Genomic DNA, 25,501 nt, shown 5'->3' on the forward strand with positions numbered 1-25,501 from the left:
CTTAGAACAACCCTTCGATTTCGCCCTGGTCGTTCAGGCGGATGTTTTCCGAGGCCGGCCGGCTGGGCAGGCCCGGCATGGTCATGATCTCGCCGCAGACCACCACGACGAAGCCCGCGCCGGCCGAGAGCCGCACCTCGCGCACCGGGACCGAGTGGCCCGTGGGCGCGCCGCGCTGCGTGGGGTCGGTCGAGAAGCTGTACTGCGTCTTGGCCATGCACACGGGCAGGTTGCCGTATCCCTGGTCTTCCCATTGCTTCAGCTGGTCGCGCACCTTCTTGTCCGCGATCACCTCGTCGGCACGGTAGATCTTCTTGGCGATGGTCTCGACCTTCTCGAAGAGACCCATCTCGTCGGGATAAAGCGGCTTGAAGTCCGCCTCGCCCTTCTCGATCGTCTCCACCACCTTCTTGGCGAGATCCGCCGACCCTTCCGAGCCCAGCTCCCAGTGACGCGACAGCACCGCCTCGGCGCCGTTCTCGGCCACGAAGTCCTTCACCGCCTGCACCTCGGCATCGGTGTCGGTCACGAAGTGGTTGATCGCCACCACCACCGGTACACCGAAAGACTTAACGTTCTCGATATGCCGGCCCAGGTTCGGGCAGCCCGCCTTGACCGCGTCGACGTTCTCGGCGCCAAGGTCGGCCTTGGCCACGCCGCCGTTCATCTTCATCGCCCGCACCGTGGCGACCAGAACCACCGCCGAGGGCGCGATCCCTGCCTTGCGGCACTTGATGTTCATGAACTTCTCGGCGCCCAGGTCCGCGCCGAAGCCCGCCTCGGTCACCACGTAGTCGCACAGTTTCAGCGCCGTCTTCGTGGCGATGACCGAGTTGCAGCCATGCGCGATGTTGGCGAACGGGCCGCCATGCACGAAGGCCGGATTGTTCTCCAGCGTCTGCACCAGGTTGGGCTGCATCGCGTCCTTCAGAAGGACGGTCATCGCGCCTTCGGCCTTGATGTCGCGGCAATAGACCGGGCTGCGGTCGCGGCGGTAGGCCACGATCATCGAGCCCAGCCGTTCCTCGAGGTCCTTCAGGTCGCTCGCCAGGCACAGGATCGCCATGACCTCCGACGCCACGGTGATGTCGAAGCCGTCCTCGCGGGCAAAGCCGTTGGCCACACCGCCCAGGGACGACGTGATCTGGCGCAAGGAGCGGTCGTTCATGTCCACCACCCGGCGCCAGACGATCCGGCGGGTGTCGATCTCGGCGTCGTTGCCCCAGTAGACGTGGTTGTCGATCATGGCACTCAGCAGCGCGTGGGCCGAGGTGATCGCGTGGAAGTCGCCGGTGAAGTGCAGGTTCATGTCCTCCATCGGCACGACCTGCGCATAGCCGCCGCCCGCGGCGCCGCCCTTCATCCCGAAGTTCGGCCCCAGGGACGCCTCGCGGATGCAGATCATCGCCTTCTTGCCGATGTGGTTCAGGCCATCGCCCAGGCCCACCGTGGTGGTGGTCTTGCCCTCGCCCGCCGGCGTCGGGTTGATCGCGGTCACCAGGATCAGCTTGCCGTCCTCGTTGCCCTGGACCGAGTTGATGTAGTCCTGGCTCACCTTCGCCTTGTCATGCCCGTAGGGCAGCAGGTGCTCGCCCGGAATGCCAAGCTTGTCGCCAATCTCCTGGATCGGCTTCTTCGACGCCGCACGCGCAATCTCGATGTCTGATTTGTGGCTCATTTTGTCTTCCCTTTGTCGCGTTTCAGCTTGGAAATTCTTCGCCGACCTCAAGGCCGACCTCGGATGCCCACTGGGCGGCGGGTGTCTTGTCCCCGCCCTCGGGGCGTACTCGTTTCACCAGGATACGTCCGCCGACGCACTGCACCTCGATGCCGTCGTCGGTGATGGCGCGGACCCGGCCGGAAATGCCGTCGCCCGGGGCGCGGGCACTGTCGTAGATCCCCAGCTTGGCGCCCTTGTAGGTCGTCCATGCGCCGGGCGCGGGGTTGGTGCCGCGAATGAGATCGTAGACCTGCCCCACCGGGCGATGCCAGCAGATTTCCGAATGCCGCGCGGTGCAGCGGCGCTCGTAGGTGGCCTCGTCCTCGTCCGGCACGATATGCGGCGGATTGCCTTTGCGGAACAGGTCGCAGACCTCCAGCACGCTGTCGACCGCGGCGGGGTAGATCTTCTTGAAATAAAGGTCGATCACCGTGTCGTCGGGACCGATTTCGCATTCCCACTGCATCAGGCTGTCGCCCTCGTCCAGCCCGTCGGACGGGTAGAACCAGCTGAAGCCCGACTTGTCCGAGCCCATGATGATCGGCCAGTTGACCGCGCTGGGGCCGCGATGCAGCGGCAGCAGCGACGGGTGGAAACAGATCGAGCCGTGGGTGGGCGTGTCACGCGCCGCCTCGGGCACGAAGACGTTGACGAAGGCCATGACCATCAGGTCGGCGTTGAAGCCTGCCAGCGTTTCCAGTGTCTCTGGCGCGTCGAAATTCGCCGGCTGCTCGACGGGCAGGCCCTTTTCGAGCGCGAATTCCTTGATCGGGTCGACCGGTTTGCCCTCGCGGTCCGGCTCGCAGTAGACGGCCACGACCTCGTCGGTTCCGGTCTCGATGATCTTGGCCAGCACGTCCTTGCCGAAGGCCTGCTGCCCCATGACGATCAATCGCATTTTAGTCCTCCCTTGGGTCCGGCAGGTGCGGATTTGCGCCGCACGCTGCCGGTCTTTCCTTCAACTATTCCGCCGCAGTCCTCTGCGGGTCTCCGACCGCGCCGCTGTCGAGCACGGCCTGCAGCTCCTCGCCGTCATAGCCCAGCACGTCGCGCAGGATCTCCACCGTGTGCTCGCCCAGAAGCGGCGAACGGGTCACCTCCACCGCGCTGTCCGAAAGCTTGATCGGGCAGCCCACCGTCGCGTACTTGCCGCGCTTGGGATGGTCCACATCGACGATCGTACCGGTCGCCCGCAGCCCGTCGTCCTCGATCAGCTCCTTGGTCGACAGGATCGGGCCCACGGGAATGTTCAGCGGGTTGCAGATGTCCATCACCTCGAACTTCGTCTTGGTCATGGTCCACTCCTCGATCGTGCCGAAGATCTCGTTCAGCTTGTCCAGCCGCTCGGGCGGCGTGGCATAGCCCTCGGCCGTCTTCCACTCGGGCTTGCCGATCACGTCGCAGATCTGCTCCCACACCGCGGCCTGGGTGATGAAGTAGGTGTAGGCGTTGGGGTCGTCCTCCCAGCCCTTGCACTTCAGGATCCGGCCCGGCTGGCCACCGCCAGAGTCGTTGCCCGCGCGCGGTGTCGCCTCGCCGAAGGGGATGCCCTCGCCGTACTGGCTGTATTCCTTCAGGGGCCCCGCTTCCAGCCGCTGCTGGTCGCGCAGCTTGACGCGGCAGAGGTTCAGCACCCCGTCCTGCATCGGCGCCAGCACCTTCTGGCCGCGGCCGGTACGCTCGCGCTGGAAGAGCGCCGTCATGATGCCCAGCGCCAGGTGCAGCCCGGTGCCGCTGTCGCCGATCTGCGCGCCGGTCACCAGGGGCGGGCCGTCACGGAAGCCGGTGGTCGAGGCCGCCCCGCCGGCGCATTGCGCCACGTTCTCGTAGACCTTGCAGTTCTCGTAGTTGCCGGGGCCGAAGCCCTTGACCGAGGCCATGATGATCTTGGGGTTGATCTCCTGGATCCGCTCCCAGGAAAAGCCCATGCGATCCAGCGCGCCCGGCGCGAAGTTCTCGACCAGGACGTCGCATTCCTCGATCAGCCGGGTCAGAACCTGCTTGCCGGTCTCGTTCTTGGAATTGAGCTCGATCGAGCGCTTGTTGTGGTTGAGCATGGTGAAGTAAAGGCTGTCCGCGCCCGGCACATCCACCAGCTGTTGCCGCGTGGCGTCGCCCACGCCGGGCCGCTCCACCTTCAGAACATCCGCCCCGAACCACGCCAGAAGCTGCGTGCAGGTCGGACCGGACTGCACATGCGTGAAGTCCAGAATCTTGATGCCGTCCAATGCTTTCATAATGTCTCTCCCGCTCAGATGTTCTTGGCTTGGGGGTAACGGTTCTGCGCCACCACCGAAGACGGGTTCAGGTTGCCGATGTTGCCGCTCTCCTTGCCGGCATCCTCGGCGATGATGGCGTTGATCAGGGTGGGCTTGCGGCTTGCAAACGCCTCCTTGATCGCCTGGCGCAGTTCGTCGGGGTTGTTGGCGGTCACGCCGACCCCACCGAAGGCCTGCATCATCAATTCGTACTTGCTGTCCTTGACGAACACCGTGGTCGAGGGATCCTCGCCGCCGGACCAGTTTTCGCCGTCACCGCGATAGATGCCGTTGTTGTTCATGATCACGATGCAGACGGGCAGGTTGTAGCGGCAGACCGTCTCGATCTCCATTCCGCAGAAGCCGAATGCGCTGTCGCCTTCGACCGCGAGAACCTGGTTGCCGGTTTCCACGGCGGCGGCGATGGCAGAGCCCATGCCGACCCCCATGATGCCCCAGGTGCCCACGTCCAGACGCTTGCGAGGCTTGTGGATGTCGACGATGGAGCGGCACTGGTCCAGCGCGTTGGCGCCTTCGTTGACCAGAACTGTATCCGGGTTCTCGGCGATCAAATCCTTGATGACGCCCAGAGAGCCCTGATAGTCCATCGGCGAGTTGTTGTTCTTCAGGCGGGGGGCCATCCGTTCGATATTGGCCTCGACCTTGGAGCGCACGGCGCCGGTCCAGTCCTCGGACGGTTTTTCCCAGTTGCCGCGGATCTTTTCCAGCAGAGCGCCGGCGCAGCTGCCGATATCACCGATCAGCGGGGCCGCGATGGGCTGGTTGCTGTCCATCTCGTTGGGTTCGATGTCGATCTGCACGAATTGCTTTGCGCCCTTCTCGCCCCAGGCCTTGCCCTGCCCGTGGCTGAGCAGCCAGTTCAGGCGCGCACCGATCAGGAAGACGCAGTCGCTTTCCTTCAGCACAAGAGAGCGGGCCGCCGAGGCGCATTGCGGATGCGTGTCGGGCAGAAGGCCCTTGGCCATGGACATCGGCAGGTAGGGAAAGCCCAGCGTTTCCACCAGTTCCTTCACCTGTTCGTCCGCCTGTGCATAGGCCGCGCCCTTGCCGATGATGATCAGCGGCTTCTTGGCGTTCTTCATGACGTCCAGCGCGCGATCCACCGCCGCGGGGCTGGGAACGCTGGCGGGGGACGGATCCACGACCTTGATCAAGGACTTGCTGCCCTCGACCTCGTCCATGACCTGCCCCAGCAGAGCGCCGGGAACGTCCAGGTAGACACCGCCGGGACGGCCCGTCAGGGCCGCGCGGACGGCACGGGCAACACCGAGGCCGATATCCTCGGCGTGCAGGATACGGTAGGCGGCCTTGGCATGGGGCCGCGCGATTGCCAGCTGATCCATCTCTTCGTAATCGCCACGCTGAAGGTCGACGATTTCACGCTCGGACGAACCGGAGATCAGGATCATCGGCCAGCAATTGGTCGTGGCATGGGCAAGCGCGGTCAGGCCGTTCAGGAAGCCGGGCGCGGATACGGTCATGCAGACGCCGGGCTTCTTGGTCAGGAAGCCGGCGGCAGCGGCGGCATAACCTGCGTGTTGTTCGTGACGGAAAGACAGCACGCGCATACCTTGCGCCTGCGCGTAGCGTCCAAGATCGGTGATCGGGATGCCGGGAACGTTGTAGATCGTCTCCACCCCGTTCAGCTTCAGCGCATCGATCAGAAGATGAAACCCGTCGGTCAGCGTTTCCGGATCCGTCTCGATCCGCGAGACGAGGTCATCGTTCATCTGGGTCACACCCATGGTCTTCCTCCCTGTTCGGGGCCCCCTAATGGCCCCTTGCTAGTGCTCATTCCCTGTTCTCAGCTGGCCTTGGCGCCTCCAACGCCTTCGGCCAGCTCGAAATTGCTCCAAGTGCGATTGACATGTGTATGCAATCGCATCGTGTGCTCGCGGACGAGGCGCTCGGACAGCGCGGCATCCCGCGCCTCGATCGCCTCGATGATTTCAGCGTGATCGACGACCGACCGCCGCACGCGGTTGCCCTCGCCCATCGCCCGGACACGCACCGCGTTCATGTGCAGGAACAGGCCATCGGCCATCGTCCGCAGCAGCGTGCAGCGCGAAATCTCCAGGATGCGCTGGTGAAAGCGGATGTTGTCGTCGGAATATTCCGAGATGCGCGTGTTGGCGATCTCGTCGTTGTACTTTGCCGCGATGGTGCGCAGGCTCGCGATTTCGCGGTCGGTCGCGTATTCACAGGCCAGACGCGCCGCCATGCTTTCAAGCGCCGCCCATGCCACGATCATGTCCAGGATGTCGGCCAGGCTCTTGCGCTGCACGAAGACACCCTTGCGCGGCTGAACCTCGACCAGTCCGTCACGCTCCAGCCGGGCCACGGCCTCGCGCAGCGGTGTCCGGGAGACACCCAGTTGCTCGGCCAGATTGCGCTCGTCGAGGCGCAGATCGGTCGCGGCATCATAGATGTTCATCTCGGTGATCGCTGTCCGAAGCATTTCGTAGACGTGATCCTTCAGCGTGAAGTTCGAAGGCACAGGTTTAAGCTTCATGCGCCCTCTCCGATCTCAAGTTGCGCGGCGTCATTTGCGACGTTGGTATACCATACACAGCATACCTAGCACGACAAACGATTTTTGAGGTTTTGACGGAAAATCGCCGAAACAGGGCGGGATTCCGGCCGGAAAAATTTGTCTATCTATAAGTATTTAAATGTTTTTTTATACGAGAAAAAAATCTGGTCGAACCATCAGTCAAAGCTATTGCAGGCCGGAATCTCGCAGGTTGCGGTAACGAGACTTTGCTGGTATCTGGTATTCCACAAGGTCATGAAGACGTTCAGGAAAGGACCTGTTTTTGCTTATCCGCGCCGACGAATCAGCCCTAATCGTCATCGATATGCAAGAGCGCCTCGTCCCCGCGATGCAGGCGCCGGCACGGACGATTCGCAATACGCGAACGCTTTGCGCCGGGGCGTGTGAGATGAGCATTCCTATCGTGATGACCGAACAATATCCCAAGGGTCTGGGCCGAACCGTGCCCGAGCTGCAGACGCCGGATGCGACCGTGCTTCCCAAAATGCATTTCTCGTGCATGGAAGACGAAGGATTCGCCACGCATTTCCGCAGCCTGGATCGCAAGCAGGCCGTGATCGCGGGGATGGAGGCGCATATCTGCGTGGTCCAGACCGCCGCCAGCCTGATCGAGGATGGCTATGAAGTTTTCGTCGTATCCGACGCCACCGCCTCGCGCACGCTGGAAAGCGAGGCGGCCTGCATCGCACGGCTGAGCGCCTGTGGCGCGGGCATCGTGACCACCGAAATGGTCGTCTTCGAGTGGCTGGGCTGCGCCGGGACACCGCAGTTCAAGAACATGTTGCATCTCATCAAGTAAGTAAAAGCATCGGGAGGAGCTTTGAGACAATGAACATCCATGAATACCAGGCGAAGGCCTTGCTGCGCTCTTACGGGGCGCCTGTTTCGGACGGGCGTGTCGTGTTGCGCGCGGAAGAGGCGAAGACGGCGGCGGGTGAGCTTGACGGCCCCGTCTGGGTGGTCAAGGCGCAGATCCATGCGGGCGGCCGCGGCAAGGGCACCTTCAAGGAGGAAGGCGCCGGCGAGGCGGGCGGCGTGCGCATCACCAAGTCGGTCTCCGAGGCCGCCGAGGAAGCCAAGAAGATGCTGGGCCGCACGCTGGTGACCAAGCAGACCGGCGAGGCCGGCAAGCAGGTGGGCCGCATCTATATCGAGGAAGGCGCCGCCATCGCCAAGGAGTTCTACCTGGCACTTCTGGTCGACCGGGTGACGTCCCGCGTCAGCTTCGTCGCCTCCACCGAGGGCGGCATGGACATCGAGGAAGTGGCCGAGAAGACGCCCGAGAAGATCCTCAGCCTGAGCGTCGATCCCGCCACCGGCTACCAGCCGTTCCACGGCCGCCGCATCGCCTTCATGCTCGAGCTCGAGGGCGCGGCGGTCAAGCAATGCGTCAAGCTGATGGGCACGCTCTACAAGATGTTCCTGGAAAAGGACATGGAGATGCTCGAGATCAACCCGCTGATCCTCACCGAGGGCGGCGAGCTGAAATGCCTCGACGCCAAGATGGGCTTTGACTCCAACGCGGTCTACCGCCACGCGGACATCGCCGAGCTGCGCGACACGACCGAGGAAGATCCCAAGGAGCTGGAGGCGTCCAAGTACGACCTCAACTACATCGCGCTCGATGGCGAGATCGGCTGCATGGTCAACGGCGCGGGCCTGGCCATGGCGACGATGGACATCATCAAGCTCTACGGCGCGGAACCGGCGAACTTCCTCGACGTGGGCGGGGGGGCCACCAAGGACAAGGTGACGGAAGCCTTCAAGATCATCACCTCGGACCCGCAGGTGAAGGGCATCCTGGTGAACATCTTCGGCGGCATCATGCGCTGCGACGTCATCGCCGAGGGCGTGGTCGCGGCCGTCAAGGAAGTGGGCCTGAAGGTTCCGCTCGTCGTGCGCCTCGAAGGCACCAATGTCGAGAAGGGCAAGGAGATCATCAACAACTCCGACGTTGACGTGATCGCCGCCGACGACCTCAAGGACGGCGCCCAGAAAATCGTCAAGGCCGTCAAAGGCTGAGCCTCGTAGGGTGGGGTTTCACCCCACCTCCCCCAAGATAATATCAAGGAGAACGCCAAAATGGCTGTCCTCGTCGACGAAAATACCAAAGTCATCTGCCAGGGCCTGACCGGCTCGCAAGGCACCTTTCACTCCGAGCAGGCCATCGCCTACGGCACGCAAATGGTCGGGGGCGTCACCCCCGGCAAGGGCGGTCAGACGCACCTGGACCTGCCGGTCTTCAACTCGGTCCACGAAGCGGTTCACAAGACGGGCGCCAACGCGTCCGTCATCTACGTGCCGCCGCCCTTCGCAGCCGATTCGATCCTCGAGGCGATCGACGCGGAGGTTCCGCTGATCGTCGCGATCACCGAGGGCGTGCCGGTGCTCGACATGATGCGCGTCAAGCGCGCGCTCGAGGGCAGCAGTTCTGTCCTCATCGGCCCCAACTGCCCCGGCATCATCACGCCCGATGCGTGCAAGATCGGCATCATGCCCGGCCATATCCACAAACGCGGCTCGGTCGGCGTGGTCAGCCGCTCCGGCACGCTCACCTACGAGGCCGTGAAGCAGACGTCGGACGTGGGCCTCGGCCAGTCCACATGCGTCGGCATCGGCGGCGACCCCATCAAGGGCACCGAGCATATCGACGTGCTGGAATGGTTCCTCGCCGATGACGAGACGGAATCGATCATCATGATTGGCGAGATCGGCGGCAGCGCGGAAGAAGACGCAGCCCAGTTCCTGAAGGACGAGGCCAAGAAGGGCCGCTCCAAACCCTGCGCCGGCTTCATCGCGGGCCGCACCGCCCCTCCGGGACGCCGCATGGGCCACGCCGGCGCCATCGTCGCGGGCGGCAAGGGCGGCGCCGACGACAAGATCGAAGCGATGAAATCCGCCGGCATCGTCGTCGCGGAAAGCCCCGCGGGCCTCGGCGAAGCGGTGCTGGAAGCCATCGGGAAGTAAACGGCTGAACCGGGGCGGCGACACGCCCCGGTCGCTCTCCTCAAATCGGCAGAGACCAAGGTATCACCCTCAGGGGGGTGGTGCCATTTCTCATCAGCGCGCATACTGCCATCATTGACAGCTCAATCGCCCTTGGTATACCACACACCAAGGAGCCGTCGCAGAGGGGAGGCCGCGCATGCTGCTTGCAGAATACCAGTCCAAGGAATTGCTGGCCCAGTATGGTGTCTCGGTTCCGCCGGGCAAAATGGCCCGCACCGCGGACGAGGCCGAGGCGGCCTGCGCCAACATCCCGGCGCGGAAATTTGTCGTGAAGGCGCAGATCACCTCGGGCGCGCGCGGTCTGGCGGGGGGGATCAAGTTCGCCGCCACCGCGTCCGCCGTCAAGGACGAGGCCGGCAGACTTCTGGGCAAGCAGCTTGTTACCAACCAGACCGGTGCCACGGGCGAGACGGTGCACGCCGTCTATGTCGAGGCCGACGTCAAGCATGACGCCCAGTATTACATCGCCTTCGCGCTCGACCCCGATACCGGGGCGCCGCTCCTCGTCGCTTCCCCCGATGGCGGAGTGGAGTTCGAGCAGAAGGCGCAGATGAACGCCAGCGAGGTCGCCAAGCACAGCCTGACCGGCAAGCCGGACACGGATCGTGCCGGGCTGACCGAGTTCCTGTCCGGCATCGGGATGGAGGACGAAAAGGCGGTCGAGCAACTGCTTTCGGCCTGCGAAGCTTTCATCGAGAACGACATGGCTCTGCTGGAGATCAACCCGTTCGTGCGCACTCCGGAAGGGACCTGGATGGCGATCGACGCCAAGGTCGCGCTGGATGCCAGCGCCGCCTTCCGCCACCCGGAATGGGATTCGATGGTGTCGGGCGAGGGCCTGCCCGCCGTGGAAAGCACGGCGCAGAAAAGCAACATCAACTTCGTCAAGCTGACTGGCAACCTTGGCGTCGTGGTGAACGGTGCGGGGCTTGGGCTGGCCACCAATGACATGATCATCGACGCGGGCGGCAAGCCTGCGAACTTCATGGACATCCGGACCACGGCCACCAGCATGGACATCGCCCGCGGCGTGGAACTGCTGCTGCAGGAGCCGTCGGTGACCGCGATCCTGCTGAACGTCCACGGCGGCGGCATGACGGTGTGCGATACCGTGGCCGAGGGCGTCAACTTCGCCTATTCACGCAACAACGGAACCAAGCCGGTGATCGCCCGTCTGGCAGGACAGAACGCCGAGTGGGGTCAGCGAATTCTCGTCGATCGAAAAGTCCCCGTCGAGATTTGCAGCACCATGTCCGAGGCGGTCAAACGGGCTGTCGAGGTCGCATCCGGGGGAGGACGGTAATGGCCATTCTGGTAAACGAAGACACCCGCCTTCTGGTGCAGGGCATGACCGGCCGCGCCGGCACATTCTATACCGATCAGGCGATGCGGTATGGCACGACCTGCGTTGCGGGCGTCCGTCCCGGGCGCGGCGGAACCTCTCATCTGGGGCTGCCCGTGTTCCACACCTGCGCCGAGGCGGTCAAGGAAACGCAGGCCAGCGCCAGCCTCGTGACCGTGCCGGCCCCCAAGGCCGCCGACGCCATGATCGAGGCGATCGAGGCGGAACTGGGCGTGGTCGTCTGCATCACCGAACGCGTGCCGCAGCATGACATGCGCCGGGTCAAGGACGCGCTCAAGGGCTCGGACACCGTGCTGATCGGCCCCAACAGCCAGGGCATTCTGACACCGGGCACGTGCAAGATCGGCGTGATGCCCACCGTCGACGCCAAGCCGGGCCATATCGGCATCGCGTCACGCTCGGCGTCGCTGACCTCCGAGGTGCTGGCCAGTTGCAGTGCGGCTAACCTTGGCCAGTCCACCACGGTCGGCGTGGGGGGCGACGTCCTGCACGGGATCGGCTTTGTCGGCTGTCTCGAGCAGTTCCGCGACGACCCGGACACCAAGGCGGTCGTTCTGATCGGCGAGATGGGCGGACGCGAGGAAGAACTGGCCGCCGAGTATCTGTCGTCTGTCGACTACGGCAAGCCCGTCGTGGGGCTGGTGGTCGGGCGTCACGCGCCGGTCGGTCGCCGGATGGGCCACGCGGGAACGCTTTCTGTCTTCGGCAACCTGTCGGCAGATGAAAAGATCTCTCTGCTGCGCGACGCCGGCGTTGTCATCGCCAAGGATGCCGGAGACGTGGTACGAACCGTGCAATCCTGCCTCTCCTGACACGTTCGCCTGCGTCCTAACGCGCCACCATGCGGTGCGGATATCGCCAAGTGGGTGCCTGACGCCGAACGACTTGTGACAGCCGGGGCAAGTGGTCGCCGGCAGCGCAAGATCGCAATTCCGAGACCGCCGCCGCAACCGTAAGTACCGGACGGGCGTTGACTTACAGGTCAGGAAATTTGGCGAACTCATCGCTTTGTCCGGATGCTGCGGGCACGCCGCGCAGGATGCCGTCCCGGTCGACGGGCGGGAAGGGAACTTTTGCGCAGGGCCGCACGTTTTGTGCCGAAAGGAGTTCCCGCATGTCCAGCTTCCGCGCGCGCGCGATCACCAAGCCCATCTTCAAATGGGCCAAGGGCGTCCTGCCCGGCTTGTCCAAGACCGAAAGCGAAGCACTGAGCGCCGGAGAGGTCTGGTGGGAGGCCGAGCTTTTCTCGGGCAACCCCGACTGGTCCAAGCTGCGCGCCGTCAAGACACCCCGCCTGTCGGACGAGGAACAGGCGTTTTTCGATGGGCCCGTGAAAGAGCTGTGCGGGATGATCGACGACTGGAAGATCAACCACGAAACCGGAGATCTTTCGCCGGATGTCTGGCAGTTCATGCGCGAGAACAAGTTCTTCGGCATGATCATCCCCAAGGCGCATGGCGGGCTGGAATTCTCCGCCTTCGCCCATTCCGAGATCGTCCGCTACATCTCGACCCGCTCCGTCGCCGCCGCGGTGACCGTCATGGTTCCCAACTCGTTGGGCCCTGGCGAGCTTCTGCATCAGTTCGGCACAGATGCGCAGAAAGACTACTGGCTGCCGCGCCTCGCGGATGGGCGCGAACTGCCCGCCTTCGGCCTGACCAGTGCCGAGGCCGGCTCGGACGCCGGTGCGATGGTCGATGACGGGGTGGTCTGCAAGGGCCAGTGGAAAGGCGAGGAGGTGCTGGGCATCCGCCTGAACTGGGCCAAGCGTTATATCACGCTGTCGCCGGTCTGCACCGTGCTGGGTCTGGCCTTCAAGCTTCGAGACCCTGACGGCCTGCTGGGCGACACCCCGGATATCGGTATCACCTGCGCACTTGTTCCGACCGACCTTGAGGGCGTCGAGACGGGCCGCCGCCATATCCCGTCGTCCACCATGTTCATGAACGGCCCGACCACGGGCAAGGACGTGTTCATCCCGCTCGAAAACATCATCGGCGGGCAGGAGTATGCCGGCGAAGGCTGGATGATGCTGATGAGCGCGCTTGCCGCCGGGCGCGGCATCTCGCTGCCCTCCATGGGCTGCGCCGCCATCGCCCTGTCAGCCCACACGACCGGTGCGTATGCCCGCATCCGCGAACAGTTCAACCTGCCCATTGGCAAGTTCGGCGGTGTGCAGGCCCGCCTTGGCCGCCTAGCCGCCGACGCGTATTCCATGGACGCGGCGCGCCACCTGACCTGCGCCGGGCTGGACGAGGGGCGTGCGCTGTCGGTGATCTCGGCGATCATGAAGGCCCATGCGACCTTCCGCATGCGCGAGGCGCTGAATGATGCGATGGACGTGCATTCCGGCAAGGCGGTGATCGACGGGCCGTCGAATTACCTTCTGCCGCTTTATCGCGCCGTGCCCATCGGCATCACGGTCGAGGGGGCGAACATCGTCACCCGCAGCCTGATCATCTTCGGGCAGGGCTCGATCCGCGCCCATCCCCATATGCTCGACAACATGCTGGCGCTGGAAGAGGACGATCCCGACAAGGCGCTTGAGATGTTCGACAAGTCCCTGTGGGCCCATGTCGGGCACAGCACGCGCACGCTCTTTCGCAGCTGGGGCCGCGCCCTGACGGGCGGTCGGTTCGCACCGGCCCCCGCGGCAGGCGACGCAACGGACATCTATAGGCAGCTGTCGCGCTGGTCCGCGGCCTATGCCCTGACCGCCGACATGCTCTTTTTGTCGCTGGGCGGTGAGCTCAAGCGCAAGGAAATGATCTCGGGCCGCATGGGCGACATCCTGTCCGAAATGTATATCCTGTCTGCCGCGCTAAAACGGTGGGAGGACGAAGGCCGCCAGAAGGCCGACCTGCCGGTGCTGCGCTACGTCGCCGCCGACGCCTTTCACAATATCCAGACAGCGCTGGATGAGGTCATCGCCAACCTGCCGGCCCGCTGGGCGGCGTGGCTGTTGCGCATCTTCACCCTGCCCGGCGCGGCGCAGCGCAAGCCCGATGACAGGCTCGTCGCGCAATGCAGCGACCTGCTCTACGACCCGTCGGATACCCGCGACCGTATCGTCGGGCGCATCGCCGACGGCTGCAACCGCGACGGTGTGCAGGTGCTTAACGAATGCTACGCCAAGGTCACCCGGATGGCGCCGGTCATGAAGCGCCTGCGCGATGCGAAAAAGACCCCGCAGGAGGCGCTGGAAGCCGGCATCCTGAGCGATGCCGAAATGGCCGATATCGAGGAGATGTCGCGTCTGGTCGATGAAGTCGTCGCGGTGGAAGACTACGCCCCCGAAGACTTTGCCGCGCTCTTTCCCGCACCGCACGAGGGTGAACGGCCCCACCGCGAGGCCGCGGAATGACCACGATCAACGGCAATCGAGTCTTTCTCGTCGACGGCGCGCGCACGCCGTTTCTCAAGGCGCAGGCAGGCCCCGGACCATTCACGCCCGTGGACCTTGCGGTGCAATGCGGCCGGCCCCTGCTGGCGCGGCAACCCTTTGACCGCGCGGCGCTCGATCTGGTCATCCTTGGATGCGTCAACGTCATCGCAGACGAGATGAACCCGGCCCGCGTCGCCGGGCTGCGCCTTGGTCTGCCCGAGGCGACCGTGGCATTCACGGTGCAGATCAACTGCGGGTCCGGCATGCAGAGCATCGACACCGCCTACCGCTATATCCGCGACGGCAGCCACCAGATGATACTGGCCGGCGGGGCCGAAGCGCTGAGTCACGCCCCCCTGACCCTGCGCCAGTCCGCCGTCGAATGGTTCGGCCGGATGAGCACCGCCAAGGGCCCGCTCGAGCAGGCAAAGAACATGGCCGGGATCAAGCCTGAGTTCTTCAAGCCCGTTGTCGGGTTGGAACGTGGCCTGACGGACCCCATCACGACCCTCAGCATGGGCCAGACGGCCGAAGTGCTGGCGCATCATTTCAACATCGACCGCGAGACCGCCGATGCCTATGCCATGCAGAGCCACCACCGGCTGGCCGCCGCCCACAAGGAAGGCCGGCTGAAGGACGAGCTCATGCCCGCCTTCGCCCGCGACGGCACTGTCTACGATCACGACAACGGCGTGCGGCCCGACAGCGACATGGAAGGACTGGCCAAGCCCAAGCCGGTATTCGAGCCACCCTATGGCAAGGTCACGGCCGGCAATTCCAGCCAGATCACCGACGGCGCAAGCTGGTGCATTCTCGCCTCCGAACAGGCCGTGGATGCGCATGGGCTGGAGCCGCTGGCCGAAATCACCGACAGCGAATGGGCGGGTCTTGATCCCTCGATCATGGGCCTCGGCCCGGTGATGTCTTCCACCCCGATCGTGAAACGTCATGGCTACGGGATAGGCGATATCGACCTGTGGGAATTGAACGAGGCCTTCGCGGCACAGGTCCTTTCCTGCCTCGCCGCCTGGAACGACGAAGAGTTCTGCCGCGAGGTCCTTGGGCTGGACGGCGCCTTTGGCCGGATAGACCGGGATCAGCTCAATGTCGATGGCGGTGCGATTTCGCTGGGCCACCCTGTCGGCACCAGCGGCAACCGCATCGTGCTGCACCTTGCAAACGCGATGAAGGCCCGCGGCGCGAAACGCGGCATCGCCACGGAATGCATCGGCGGCGGCCTTGGCGGCGCGATGCTGCTGGAGGCTGTGCAATGACCGGACATGTTCTGAAATTTCTCGGCGAGACCAGGCTGGAGCTTGGCCCCGCGGGCGTGGCTCACGGCAACTGGCGCTCGGGTCGGGACGAGAGCAATGTGCTGTGGCTAGTGCTCGACAAGACCGGCAGCAGCGTCAACACCATCTCCGAGGATGTGATCCGCGAACTGGACGAACACATCGCCGCGGCCGAGGCGGACAAGCCCGCCGCCCTCGTCATCCGCTCGGCCAAGCAGGCCGGTTTTGCCGCCGGGGCCGACATCACCGGTTTCGAATCCATGACCGATCAGGGTGCCGCCGACCTGCTGAGACAGGCGCATGACGTTCTCGACCGGATCGAGGCGCTGCCCTGCCCCACCATCTGCGTCGTCCACGGCGCGGCGCTTGGCGCAGGCTTCGAACTGGCGCTGGCCTGCGACTATCGCATTGCCACGCCGGGCGCGTCCTTCGGCTTTCCCGAGGTGCAGCTTGGGCTGCATCCGGGCCTTGGCGGCACCTTCCGCCTGCCCGCCCTGATCGACCCGACGGACGCCATGACCATGATGCTGACCGGCAAGACCGCGCATACCAAGCGGGCCAAGTCGCAAGGTATTGCCGATGCCGTTGTCGAGGAACGCCACGTTGCCGGTGCCATTACGGCCGCCAGGGACGGCAAGATCGAGCGACAAACACCCGGCCTCAAATCCCGCGCATTTGCCTTTGATCAGGCCCGTAGCCTTGCCGCCCGCCAGATGCGCGGCAAGACCGAGGAAAAAGCCCCGAAAGAGCATTACCCGGCGCCCCACGCCCTTATCGACCTCTGGGAAGAGCATGGCGACGACCGCAAGGCAATGCAGAAAGCCGAGATCGACAGCTTCGCACGGCTTCTGGAGACCGAGACCTCGAAGAACCTGCGCCGCGTCTTCTTTTTGCAGCAATCGCTCAAAGATGCCGGGCGCGGTGATGATGGCATTGTCCATGTCCACGTGATCGGCGCCGGCGCCATGGGGGCCGAGATTGCCGCCATTGCCGCCATCAAGGGCAAGATCGTGACATTGGGCGATATCGAAACCGATCCGCTGGGCAAGGCCGTCAGAACCGCCGCGAAGATCTGCGAGGCCAAGCACCTTAGCGGACCCGAGACGCGTGATGCGCTCGACCGCCTGATGCCCGATCCGCACGGCTATGGCCTGGCCCATGCCGACCTGGTGATCGAGGCGGCCAGCGAAGAGCAGGAGATCAAGGAAAAGATCTTCAAGGGCCTCAAAAGCAAGCTGAAGAAGGACGCGATCCTCGCCACGAACACGTCGAGCCTGTCGGTCGACGATCTTGCCAGCGCCGCGCCCGCCAAGTCCCGCTTTGCCGGTCTTCATTACTTCAACGCGGTCTCCAAGATAGACCTCGTCGAAGTCGTCAAAGGCGCCGCCACCAATGACAGGACCGCCTCGCGCCTTGCTGCCTATTGCGGCGCGACCGGCAAGCTGCCCGCGCTGGTGACGGATTATCCCGGCTTCGTCGTGAACCGCGCGCTGGTGCCCTATATGCTCGAAGCGATGGTGCTGATGGACGAGGGCGTGTCCAAGGAGGTCATCGACACCGCCGCCATCCGCTTCGGGATGCCCATGGGGCCGGTTACGCTCGCCGATCAGGTGGGGCTGGATATCGGCCTGCACGTGGCCGAAAGCCTGGCCGAAAGCCTCGACACGTCGATGCCACCGATCAGCGACGACCTGCGGAGCCGCGTCGACAAGGGCGAGTTGGGCAAGAAGACCGAGAAGGGTTTTTACGACTGGTCGGACGGCACGCCCCATCCCGACGCCGACATGGAAAACGCGCCCGACGACCTGACCGACCGACTGATCCTGCCGATGCTCAACGCCTGCGCCGAGGTGCTGCGCAAGGGCGTGGCCAGGGACGCCGACCAACTGGATGCCGCGATGATCTTCGCCACCGGCTGGGCGCCGTTTCGCGGCGGACCGATGCACTATGCCAAGGCCCGTGGCATCCCCGACATCACGAAACGACTGACGGACCTCGAGTCCGCCCACGGCCCGCGCTTCGCCCCTGATCCCGGCTGGTCCGACCTTGGCTGAAAGGCCCGAGGTCCATACCGACGCCGACGCGATGGCGCGGGCCACCTTTGATGCCACAGGCGGCGAGATACGCCTGGCCCTGCCGCTTGGACTGGGCAAGCCGGTCACCTTCGTGAATGCCCTCGTGCGCGCCGCGGTCGAGGATCCTTCCCTTACACTGAAGATCTTCACCGCCCTCAGCCTGCAACGCCCCGAGCCGTCTTCGGATCTCGAGGCCCGGTTCCTGAATCCCGCCATGGACCGGCTCTTCGGAGCCGCGCCGTCGCTCGCCTATGTCGATCTCATCAAGGGCAAGGGCCTGCCCGACAATATCGAGGTCTCGGAGTTCTTCTTTCAGGCCGGATCGTGGCTCGGCAACGACTACGCCCAGCGGCAGTATATCTCCGCCAACTACACCCATGCCCGCGACGTGCTTGTCGACCAGAATCCGAATGTGCTGGCACAGCTCATGCCACGGCAGGGCGACCGGTTCAGCATGTCGTGCAACACCGACATCTCCGCCGATCTCTTCGCCTGCCGCGCCGCGGGCGAGATGGATTTCATCGCCGTGGCCGAGATCAACGACGCCCTGCCGTTCATGGACGGCCCGGCCGCGCTCGATGCAGGCGAAGTTGCCATGGTGCTGGACCCGCCCGAGCAGATTGACCTCTTCTCGGTGCTGCGCCGCCCGGTGGGCGACGCCCAACACGCCATCGCACTGCACGTCTCGCGCCTCGTGCCCGACGGCGGCACCCTGCAAATTGGCATAGGTGCCATCGGCGATGCCGTGGCCAATGCCCTGATCGCCCGGGACCGGGCCGCGCTGCACGCACTATGGCGCGACGCCCCGCTGCCACTCCAAGGGGTGGAGGAAGAACCCTTCCGCACGGGCCTTTACGCCGTGACCGAAATGCTCGTTGGCGGGCTGGTCGCCCTGTTCGAAGCCGACATCCTGCGGCGCGAGGTGGATGGCGCGGTGATCCACGCGGGGTTCTTCGTCGATGCCCGCGACATGTACGAACGCCTGCGCGCCCTGCCCCCGGACCGCCGCGCCAAGATCCGTATGATGCCGGTCAGCTATACCAACGCGCTTTATGGCGATGAAGCGGCCAAGCGCGCTGCCCGGCAGGACGCCCGCTTCGTCAACGGCGCCATGCAAGTGAGCCTGTTGGGCGACGCCATGTCCGACGCGGCCAAACCCGGCCAGGTGGTCAGCGGTGTCGGCGGCCAGTTCAATTTCTTCGAACAGGCATTCGCGTTGAAGGATGCACATGCCGTCCTCACCCTGCCGGCCACGCGGCAAAGCGGCGGGGATCTGACGTCGAACATCGTCTGGCAATTGCCCGTCACCACCGTGCCGCGCCACATGCGCGATATCGTCGTTACCGAATATGGCGCGGCTTTTCTGCGCGGGCTGCCGGATGAAGAGGTCATCAAGCGACTGATTTGCATCGCCGACAGCCGGTTTCAGCCGGATCTGGCGGAAAAGGCGCGAAAGGCCGGAAAGCTCGACCCCGCCTGGACCATCCCCGAGGCGCACAGGCGCAACACGCCCGACACGATCGCCGATTGGCTTGCCCCTCACAGGGACGGCTTGCTGCCGGATTACCCGCTGGGCACCGACTTCACCGAGACCGAGAAACTGCTGGTCAAAGCGCTGTCCCGCCTTCGCGAGGCCGCACGCAGCAAGCCCGCGCTGCTGTCGCTGGTCTGGTCCGGCCTGACCGCCAGCCCGCACCCGCAGGAAGGCGCGGCAATGGAGCGCATGGGCTACGGCGCCAGGCCGCAGCTTGCCGAACCGCTTCAGGCGCGCGCCCTGCGCGGGGCCCTGCGCCAACTTGGCTAAGTTCGCGCGCCGCGCTCGCCCATCTGTCGACATCCCCCTTGACCGGCTTATGTCTCTGCACGATCTGCAGAAAAGGCACGTGATGACCGACCCGATCTTGACGCCGGAGTGGCCAACGCCGACCCGAGACGCCGCCGAGGCGCATTTCGCGCGTGTCTTGCCGAGCCTCGGAACCCGCTATGCCCATGGCCGCAATTTCGATCAGGGGCCGGGCCGGCACGACTTTGTCTCAGGGCTTTCTCCGTACTTGCGACGCCGGCTTCTGCTTGAACCCGATGTCATCGCAAGTGTCCTGCAGGAACATGGCATGGACGCCGCCGAGCGGTTCGTGCAGGAAGTTCTCTGGCGCAGTTATTTCAAAGGGTGGCTGGAATGCCGCCCCGCGGTCTGGCGCGCCTACCGCGAGGGCCTGCGCACCGATCTCGAACGCTTGGACGCAGACGTCGATCTGCGCCACGCCGTTCACCGCGCAGAGGCGGGCGAAACCGATCTCGGCTGCATGAATGCCTGGGCGCGGGAACTGACCGACACCGGCTACCTGCACAATCACGCGCGCATGTGGTTCGCCTCGATCTGGATCTTCACCCTGCGCCTGCCCTGGCGGCTGGGCGCGGATTTTTTCTATCGGCACCTGCTGGACGGTGACCCGGCGTCCAACACGCTGAGCTGGCGCTGGGTCGCAGGGTTGCATACGCGGGGCAAGTTCTACGCGGCCGAGGCCTGGAACATCGCCAGGTTCACCAACAATCGCTTTACGCCGCATGCCTCGGACCTTGCAGATGTGACCGAAGGCCTGGAGGCCGAAGAGCCCGACGGCTTGCCCCAGGTACAGCCGCTGCGCGAGCCATTGACGCCGCAAGCCGGCGCGCCTGCTGCGCTGCTGATCACGGAAGAGGATTGTCGCCCCGACGATTTTGCGCTCTCGGGACTCGACATCCGTGCGACGGCGACGCTCGCGGCCAGCGCTCTTCGCTCGCCGCAACCTGTATCCGGCAAGGTAACGGAATTCGAAGCGGCGGCACTGGCCGACACCGCCCACCGCATCTCCGGAAGGGCGGACAACCTTCAAGTCGACGACCCCGGAGTGCTGGCGCGTTGGGCCGCGGAACACGGCGCGACCCAGATCGTGACGCCCTTCATTCCGCAGGGGCCCTTGCGCGACTGGGTGACGATGGCCGGGCCGACGCTGAACGCGGCAGGTCTGACACTTCGGGAATGGCGCCGGGACTGGGACACGCTTGTCTGGCCCCACGCCACCGCAGGCTATTTCAAAGTCAAGAAGAAGCTACCCGACATCCTGCACGATGCCGGGCTGAGCCGATACGTCACGCGTTGACGAACAGGTCCTTGAACTCGTCCCGCAGCAGGTTTTTCTGCACCTTCCCCATGGAGTTGCGCGGCAACTCCTCGCGGACGATCAGCTTCTTGGGATGCTTGAAGCGCGCCAGCGCCTTCGAGGTCGCCGCGCCGATTGCATCGAGGTCCGGCTCGGCCCCCGCCTCGGGCACGATCACGCCCACGACCGTCTCGCCGAAATCCGCATGGGGCACACCGATCACCGCACTTTCCAGAACGCCGGGCTGTTCATCCAGCACCAGCTCGATCTCCTTGGGATAGATGTTGTACCCGCCGGAGATGATCAGGTCCTTGTTGCGTCCGACGATCTGGACGTAGCCGCGATCATCTATGACACCCAGATCACCCGTGATGAAAAACCCGTTCTCCCGCAGCTCCGCCGCGGTCTTTTCGGGCATCTGCCAATATCCCTGGAACACATTGGGCCCGCGCACTTCGATCTGGCCAACCTCGCCTTGCGGCAGTTCCTCGCCCGTCTCGGGATCGGTGATCTTCAACTCCACTCCCGGCAGCGGAAAGCCCACGGTGCCGGCGCGCCGGTCCCCGTCATAGGGGTTCGACGTGTTCATGTTGGTCTCGGTCATGCCATAGCGTTCGAGGATGCGATGTCCGGTGCGCTTCTCGAACTGCGTATGCGTCTCGGCCAGAAGCGGGGCGCTGCCAGACACGAAGAGCCGCATATGCGCGACCAAGTCCTTGTCGAACCGCTGGTCGTCCAAAAGGCGCGTGTAGAAGGTCGGCACGCCCATCATCGCGGTCGCTTCGGGCAGAAGGTCGATCACCTTGTCCAAGTCGAACTTCGGCAGGAAGATCATCGCCCCGCCGGCGACCAGCGTGATGTTGGTCGCCACGAACAGGCCATGCGTGTGAAAGATCGGCAACGCATGCAGCAGGACATCGTCACTGGTGAACCGCCAGTGTTCCGCCAACGTCTCGGCGTTGGACAGCAGGTTGCCTTGGCTCAGCATAGCGCCTTTCGACCGCCCCGTAGTCCCCGACGTATAGAGCAGCGCCGCCAGGTCATCTGCCTTGCGGTCCACGGTCTCGAACGTCTCGGGCGCCTCCGCCGCCTTTTCTGACAGGCTGCCGGAGCCATCTTCGTCGAGCGTCTCCAGCGCCGCGCCATGTTTGGACGCGATAGGCTGAAGCGCCTCGCGCCTGTCGCCCTTGCAGATCACCATCGACGCGCCACTGTCTTCGATGAAATAGCTCAGCTCCTCCACCGTGTAGCCGGTGTTGAGTGGCAGAAAGACCAGTCCGGCCTGCACGCAGGCGGCATATGCGGCCAACGCGAAATGCGATTTTTCCACCTGCGCCGCCACCCGCGCACCGGGCTCAAGCCCAGCGGCGGTAAAGGCGTTGGCATATTGCGCGGCCAGCCGCAGAAACCGGTCGTGTGTCAGCGTCTCGCCGTCTGGCAAATACAGAAACGGCGTGTCCTTGCCGGCGTGATTTCCGAACAGGACATCGAAAAGGGGATTGGTCATGCGTGTCCCTCCTCCGGCATCGTCTTGGCGGCGCTTGCGGCCAGCGACTTGATCTCGCTCGAGACCGCGACCCGTTGCTCGGCCGCAAACCGTTCGTGGTTCTGCGATACCTTGCCCAGGTCATAGAGGTAATTCACCATCACCCCCGCAGATTGCTTCATCCCGTTGGTCGATACGTCCGCATTGGCGTGAACCTTGTGAACCTGCGCCCCGTTGCCCAGGTGGAACCGCGCCACGGGGTCAAGCGGCAGGCCATCGCCCCGCTTGGCCTGCGTCAGGTAATAGGCGGCATATTCGCACAGCGCATCGGGCTGCTGCGCTTCGGGATTGATGTCGACACTTTCCATCCACCGGGTCAGGCCCGGGATCGGCGATAGGGTGACGAAATTCTTCAGCACCGGGTTTTCCAGCGCCAGATCCGCCGCCACCTGCTTGATCAGCGAGTTGCCGAAAGAGATCTGCGCCAGACCGGACTGGCAGTTCGAGATCGAGTAAAACACCGCCGTGTTCGCCCGATCGACGTCGATCTGGTCGCGCTCTTCGGCCAGAACCTCCTGGATCGAGCCCGGTATACCGTCGGTCAGCGCCACCTCGACGAAAATCAGCGGCTCGTCCGGCATGGCCGGGTGAAAGAACGCGAAACAGCGCCTGTCCGCAGGCTCCAGCCGCCGGCGCAGATCGTTCCAGCTGTCGATCGCGTGCACGGCCTCGTAGGCAATGATCTTTTCCAGGATATGCGCCGGGCTTTCCCAGCTGATCGGGCGCAGCACAAGGAAGCCGCGGTTGAACCAGCTTGCAAACAGATGCCGGAAATCCAGGTCCAGCGCCTGCAACTCGTCATCGTCCCGGCCCAGCCGCAACAGGTCGGTCCGCATCCCGACCAGCCGCCTGGTCGCGCCCGGCACCTGGTTCATCCGCCGGATCAGTTCCTGGCGGGGCGACTCGGACGCGTTCAGGAAGGCGCGATAGGTGGCCTTGGACTGGCCGCGTTCATACGCGTCCAGCGCGTCGCGCACCTGCTCGGGGTTGATCACCATGTCCCGGGCAAGATGCCGGAAGAACTCCAGCTTCGCGGCATCGTCCCAGCTTTCGTATCGGGTCAGGATCTGGCGCGCCACGGCCTGTCCCGAGACCTCGCCGGTAGCCCCGATCAGGTCGGCGGTCAGGTCCTCGATCGGCCTGTCGTCCCGCGGCAGGCCCCGCGCCGCGCCGTAACGGCGCTCGAACACGGTGGACAGAAGATCGGCAAGCAAGGTCATAGCTCGGCTCCCATCACCAGATCGGGCAGCCACGTGGCGATACCCGGAAACAGGCACAGCAGGACAATCGCGATCACCATGCAGGCGACGAAGGGCAGCGACCCGGTCAGGATCGTCTTCAGCGAAATGTCCGGCGCAATGCCGTTGATCACGTAAAGGTTCAGGCCCACCGGCGGCGAGATCAGCCCGATTTCCATGTTGATCGTCAAGACCACGGCAAACCAGATCGGGTCGAACCCGGCGGTGGTGATGATCGGCAACAGGATCGGCGCGGCCATCAGGATCACCGCGACCGGCGGCAGGAAGAAGCCCGCGATCAGCAGAAAGACGTTGATCGCGCCCATCAGCACCCAGCGGTTCACGTCCAGCGTGCCGATCCACTCGGCGATGGACTGCGTGATGAACAGCGACGACAGCATGTAGGAAAAGACGCCCGCGGCCGCAATGATGAACAGGATCATCACGCTTTCCCGCGTGCTGTCGCGCAGCACCGTCCAGATCTGGCGCGGGTCCCACAGGCGATAGATCACCATGGCAATCAACATGCACATCAGCGCGCCGACGGCGGCCGTTTCCGATGGCGTGGCGATGCCGCCATACATGGCGTAAAGAACACCCAGGATGATGAACAGGAACGGCAGGACACGCGGCAGGATCTCCACCCGTTCCTTCCAGGTGTAGCTGCCCGCCGACAGGACGCTCGCGTTGCCCGACTTCCACGTCGAATACAGCGACCACGCCATGAACAGCCCCACCAGCAGCAGCCCCGGGAACACACCCGCGAGGAACAGCCGGCCGATCGAGGTCTCGGTCGCGATACCGTAGACGATCATCGTGACCGACGGCGGGATCAGGATCCCCAGCGTCCCGCCCGCGGCGATGGACCCTGCGGCGACGCCGTCAGGATAGCCCCGCTTGCGCATCTCGGGAATGCCCATCTTGCCGATGGCCGCACAGGTGGCCGGGCTGGAGCCGGACATCGCGGCAAAGAGCGCACAGGCCCCGAGGTTCGACACCACAAGCCCGCCCGGCACGCGGGTCAGCCAGCGTTCCAGCGCCTCGTAAAGGTCCGCACCCGCGCGGGTCGAGGCGATGGAGGCGCCCATGATGATGAACATCGGGATCGACAGCAGCGCGAAATTGTCCAGCTTGCCAAAGAAGATCTCCGGCATCAGCGACAGCGAACTCATCCCGTCGAAGATGATCAGGAACCCGGCAGAGACCACCAGCAGGCCCGCAGCCACGGAGATGCCCGAAAACAGGACGACGATGGTGATGAGGGCGACAAGACCACCCAGTGCAAGCGGATCCATCAGACGTCCTCCAGCCCGAAGGGCTTGTCGATGCCCGTGGTCATTGCGAAAAGGTCAGCCGCCAATTGCAGCGCATAGAGGCCAAAGCCCAGCGGCAGGGCGAGGTACGGCACCCACAGCTTGGGGTTCCACGGCGTGTTCGACGTCTCGCCCCAGTCCCATGCCTCGTGCCAGAAATGATAGCCGTGCCACAGCATCGCGCCAACCACCGCCAGCGTCAGCGCCATGACGATCCCGGCCAGCACGCGCCGCGCCTTGTTCGGCAACATGATCGGCAGCAGGTCCACGTTCACGTGGCCGCGCACGAACTGCACGTATGGCAGGCCCAGCATGGTCGCGCCGATCATCAGGTACGTCACACCCTCGGTGTGCCAGATCGTCGACTGGTTCAGCACGAACCGGATAAAGATCATCTGGCAGACGATCAAGACGGACGCGACGATCATCAGCGCGGCGACGATGCCGCAAATCTGGCTGATCCAGCCGATGATCCGCAGAACGGGGTTGCCACCATGGCGGGCGGCCGCTGTGGCGTGGGCGGAACCGGACATCGCTCGGCCTCCGTTGAAAAGTGGAAATGGTATGCGGGGTCGGGCCCGGCGCGG

General features: G+C 64.5%; 19 protein-coding genes. 10 read left to right on the forward strand and 9 right to left on the reverse strand.

Annotation, left to right across the window (positions count from 1 at the left end; genetic code table 11):
- Window position 1: 1 nt before the first annotated feature.
- From RBB31_RS17350 to RBB31_RS17370, 5 genes are all read right to left on the reverse strand, one after another.
- Window positions 2-1,678: a formate--tetrahydrofolate ligase gene (locus tag RBB31_RS17350; RefSeq protein WP_306128154.1), complete on the reverse strand. Its 1,677-nt coding sequence runs from the start codon at window positions 1,676-1,678 to the stop codon at window positions 2-4.
- Window positions 1,679-1,700: 22 nt separating this feature from the next.
- Complete coding sequence (locus tag RBB31_RS17355; RefSeq protein ID WP_306130515.1) at window positions 1,701-2,618, reverse strand: methionyl-tRNA formyltransferase; 918 nt, start codon at window positions 2,616-2,618, stop codon at window positions 1,701-1,703.
- A 64-nt stretch (window positions 2,619-2,682) separates the two neighbouring features.
- Window positions 2,683-3,957, reverse strand: a complete 1,275-nt coding sequence (frc, locus tag RBB31_RS17360) for a formyl-CoA transferase (protein ID WP_306129562.1) — start codon at window positions 3,955-3,957, stop codon at window positions 2,683-2,685.
- A gap of 14 nt (window positions 3,958-3,971) precedes the next feature.
- A complete protein-coding gene (oxc, locus tag RBB31_RS17365; protein WP_306130516.1) occupies window positions 3,972-5,744 on the reverse strand; it encodes an oxalyl-CoA decarboxylase in 1,773 nt (590 codons plus the stop codon).
- A gap of 59 nt (window positions 5,745-5,803) precedes the next feature.
- Window positions 5,804-6,511 (reverse strand): GntR family transcriptional regulator, encoded by a 708-nt coding sequence (locus RBB31_RS17370; RefSeq protein ID WP_306130517.1) that lies wholly within the window; start codon window positions 6,509-6,511, stop codon window positions 5,804-5,806.
- Between the two features lie 304 nt (window positions 6,512-6,815).
- On the opposite strand from RBB31_RS17370, the gene RBB31_RS17375 reads away from it, so the two are divergent.
- The 10 genes from RBB31_RS17375 to RBB31_RS17420 all read left to right on the forward strand — a co-directional run bounded on the left by RBB31_RS17375 (window position 6,816) and on the right by RBB31_RS17420 (window position 20,817).
- Window positions 6,816-7,352: a hydrolase gene (locus tag RBB31_RS17375; protein WP_306130518.1), complete on the forward strand. Its 537-nt coding sequence runs from the start codon at window positions 6,816-6,818 to the stop codon at window positions 7,350-7,352.
- Window positions 7,353-7,381: 29 nt separating this feature from the next.
- The gene (gene sucC / locus RBB31_RS17380; RefSeq protein WP_306130519.1) at window positions 7,382-8,575 is read left to right on the forward strand and encodes an ADP-forming succinate--CoA ligase subunit beta; all 1,194 of its coding nucleotides are present in this window, start codon (window positions 7,382-7,384) and stop codon (window positions 8,573-8,575) included.
- A 60-nt stretch (window positions 8,576-8,635) separates the two neighbouring features.
- Entirely contained in the window at window positions 8,636-9,520 is an 885-nt protein-coding gene (sucD, locus tag RBB31_RS17385; RefSeq protein ID WP_306130520.1) for a succinate--CoA ligase subunit alpha, read from the forward strand.
- A gap of 178 nt (window positions 9,521-9,698) precedes the next feature.
- Entirely contained in the window at window positions 9,699-10,865 is a 1,167-nt protein-coding gene (locus tag RBB31_RS17390; protein WP_306130521.1) for a succinate--CoA ligase subunit beta, read from the forward strand.
- The gene (locus RBB31_RS17395) at window positions 10,865-11,737 is read left to right on the forward strand and encodes a succinate--CoA ligase subunit alpha (protein WP_306130522.1); all 873 of its coding nucleotides are present in this window, start codon (window positions 10,865-10,867) and stop codon (window positions 11,735-11,737) included. The genes RBB31_RS17390 and RBB31_RS17395 overlap by 1 nt, the downstream gene beginning before the upstream one ends.
- A gap of 302 nt (window positions 11,738-12,039) precedes the next feature.
- Window positions 12,040-14,289 carry an acyl-CoA dehydrogenase gene (locus tag RBB31_RS17400; protein ID WP_306130523.1) on the forward strand — a complete coding sequence of 750 codons (2,250 nt, stop codon included), beginning with the start codon at window positions 12,040-12,042 and terminating at the stop codon, window positions 14,287-14,289.
- Window positions 14,286-15,584 (forward strand): acetyl-CoA C-acetyltransferase, encoded by a 1,299-nt coding sequence (locus tag RBB31_RS17405; protein WP_306130524.1) that lies wholly within the window; start codon window positions 14,286-14,288, stop codon window positions 15,582-15,584. The genes RBB31_RS17400 and RBB31_RS17405 overlap by 4 nt, the downstream gene beginning before the upstream one ends.
- Window positions 15,581-17,656 carry a 3-hydroxyacyl-CoA dehydrogenase NAD-binding domain-containing protein gene (locus tag RBB31_RS17410; protein WP_306130525.1) on the forward strand — a complete coding sequence of 692 codons (2,076 nt, stop codon included), beginning with the start codon at window positions 15,581-15,583 and terminating at the stop codon, window positions 17,654-17,656. The genes RBB31_RS17405 and RBB31_RS17410 overlap by 4 nt, the downstream gene beginning before the upstream one ends.
- Complete coding sequence (locus RBB31_RS17415) at window positions 17,649-19,481, forward strand: acetyl-CoA hydrolase/transferase C-terminal domain-containing protein (protein ID WP_306130526.1); 1,833 nt, start codon at window positions 17,649-17,651, stop codon at window positions 19,479-19,481. The genes RBB31_RS17410 and RBB31_RS17415 overlap by 8 nt, the downstream gene beginning before the upstream one ends.
- A gap of 82 nt (window positions 19,482-19,563) precedes the next feature.
- Window positions 19,564-20,817 carry an FAD-binding domain-containing protein gene (locus RBB31_RS17420; protein ID WP_306130527.1) on the forward strand — a complete coding sequence of 418 codons (1,254 nt, stop codon included), beginning with the start codon at window positions 19,564-19,566 and terminating at the stop codon, window positions 20,815-20,817.
- Here the strand turns inward: RBB31_RS17420 and RBB31_RS17425 are convergent.
- Genes RBB31_RS17425 through RBB31_RS17440 form a run of 4 tightly spaced genes read right to left on the reverse strand, consistent with a single transcriptional unit; the run spans window position 20,807 to window position 25,447 of the window.
- On the reverse strand, window positions 20,807-22,324 hold the full coding sequence (locus RBB31_RS17425) for a malonyl-CoA synthase (protein WP_306130528.1): 1,518 nt from the start codon (window positions 22,322-22,324) through the stop codon (window positions 20,807-20,809). The genes RBB31_RS17420 and RBB31_RS17425 overlap by 11 nt on opposite strands.
- Entirely contained in the window at window positions 22,321-23,583 is a 1,263-nt protein-coding gene (locus RBB31_RS17430) for a malonyl-CoA decarboxylase (RefSeq protein ID WP_306130529.1), read from the reverse strand. Before RBB31_RS17430 ends, RBB31_RS17425 begins: the two co-directional genes overlap by 4 nt.
- Window positions 23,580-24,896, reverse strand: a complete 1,317-nt coding sequence (locus RBB31_RS17435) for a TRAP transporter large permease (protein WP_306130530.1) — start codon at window positions 24,894-24,896, stop codon at window positions 23,580-23,582. Before RBB31_RS17435 ends, RBB31_RS17430 begins: the two co-directional genes overlap by 4 nt.
- Entirely contained in the window at window positions 24,896-25,447 is a 552-nt protein-coding gene (locus tag RBB31_RS17440) for a TRAP transporter small permease subunit (RefSeq protein WP_306130531.1), read from the reverse strand. Before RBB31_RS17440 ends, RBB31_RS17435 begins: the two co-directional genes overlap by 1 nt.
- Window positions 25,448-25,501: the final 54 nt, after the last annotated feature.

Source organism: Roseovarius sp. MMSF_3350 (assembly GCF_030733425.1).
Classification (GTDB): Bacteria; Pseudomonadota; Alphaproteobacteria; order Rhodobacterales; family Rhodobacteraceae; genus Roseovarius.

Coding starts and splice junctions, on each gene's coding strand:
- RBB31_RS17440 (WP_306130531.1), bottom strand. CDS start 25,447: ATGTCCGGTTCCGCCCACGCCACAGCGGCCGCCCGCCATGGTGGCAAC.
- RBB31_RS17435 (WP_306130530.1), bottom strand. CDS start 24,896: ATGGATCCGCTTGCACTGGGTGGTCTTGTCGCCCTCATCACCATCGTC.
- RBB31_RS17430 (WP_306130529.1), bottom strand. CDS start 23,583: ATGACCTTGCTTGCCGATCTTCTGTCCACCGTGTTCGAGCGCCGTTAC.
- sucC (WP_306130519.1), top strand. CDS start 7,382: ATGAACATCCATGAATACCAGGCGAAGGCCTTGCTGCGCTCTTACGGG.
- RBB31_RS17390 (WP_306130521.1), top strand. CDS start 9,699: ATGCTGCTTGCAGAATACCAGTCCAAGGAATTGCTGGCCCAGTATGGT.
- RBB31_RS17425 (WP_306130528.1), bottom strand. CDS start 22,324: ATGACCAATCCCCTTTTCGATGTCCTGTTCGGAAATCACGCCGGCAAG.
- RBB31_RS17350 (WP_306128154.1), bottom strand. CDS start 1,678: ATGAGCCACAAATCAGACATCGAGATTGCGCGTGCGGCGTCGAAGAAG.
- oxc (WP_306130516.1), bottom strand. CDS start 5,744: ATGGGTGTGACCCAGATGAACGATGACCTCGTCTCGCGGATCGAGACG.
- RBB31_RS17395 (WP_306130522.1), top strand. CDS start 10,865: ATGGCCATTCTGGTAAACGAAGACACCCGCCTTCTGGTGCAGGGCATG.
- RBB31_RS17410 (WP_306130525.1), top strand. CDS start 15,581: ATGACCGGACATGTTCTGAAATTTCTCGGCGAGACCAGGCTGGAGCTT.
- RBB31_RS17420 (WP_306130527.1), top strand. CDS start 19,564: ATGACCGACCCGATCTTGACGCCGGAGTGGCCAACGCCGACCCGAGAC.
- RBB31_RS17405 (WP_306130524.1), top strand. CDS start 14,286: ATGACCACGATCAACGGCAATCGAGTCTTTCTCGTCGACGGCGCGCGC.
- RBB31_RS17355 (WP_306130515.1), bottom strand. CDS start 2,618: ATGCGATTGATCGTCATGGGGCAGCAGGCCTTCGGCAAGGACGTGCTG.
- RBB31_RS17400 (WP_306130523.1), top strand. CDS start 12,040: ATGTCCAGCTTCCGCGCGCGCGCGATCACCAAGCCCATCTTCAAATGG.
- RBB31_RS17370 (WP_306130517.1), bottom strand. CDS start 6,511: ATGAAGCTTAAACCTGTGCCTTCGAACTTCACGCTGAAGGATCACGTC.
- sucD (WP_306130520.1), top strand. CDS start 8,636: ATGGCTGTCCTCGTCGACGAAAATACCAAAGTCATCTGCCAGGGCCTG.
- frc (WP_306129562.1), bottom strand. CDS start 3,957: ATGAAAGCATTGGACGGCATCAAGATTCTGGACTTCACGCATGTGCAG.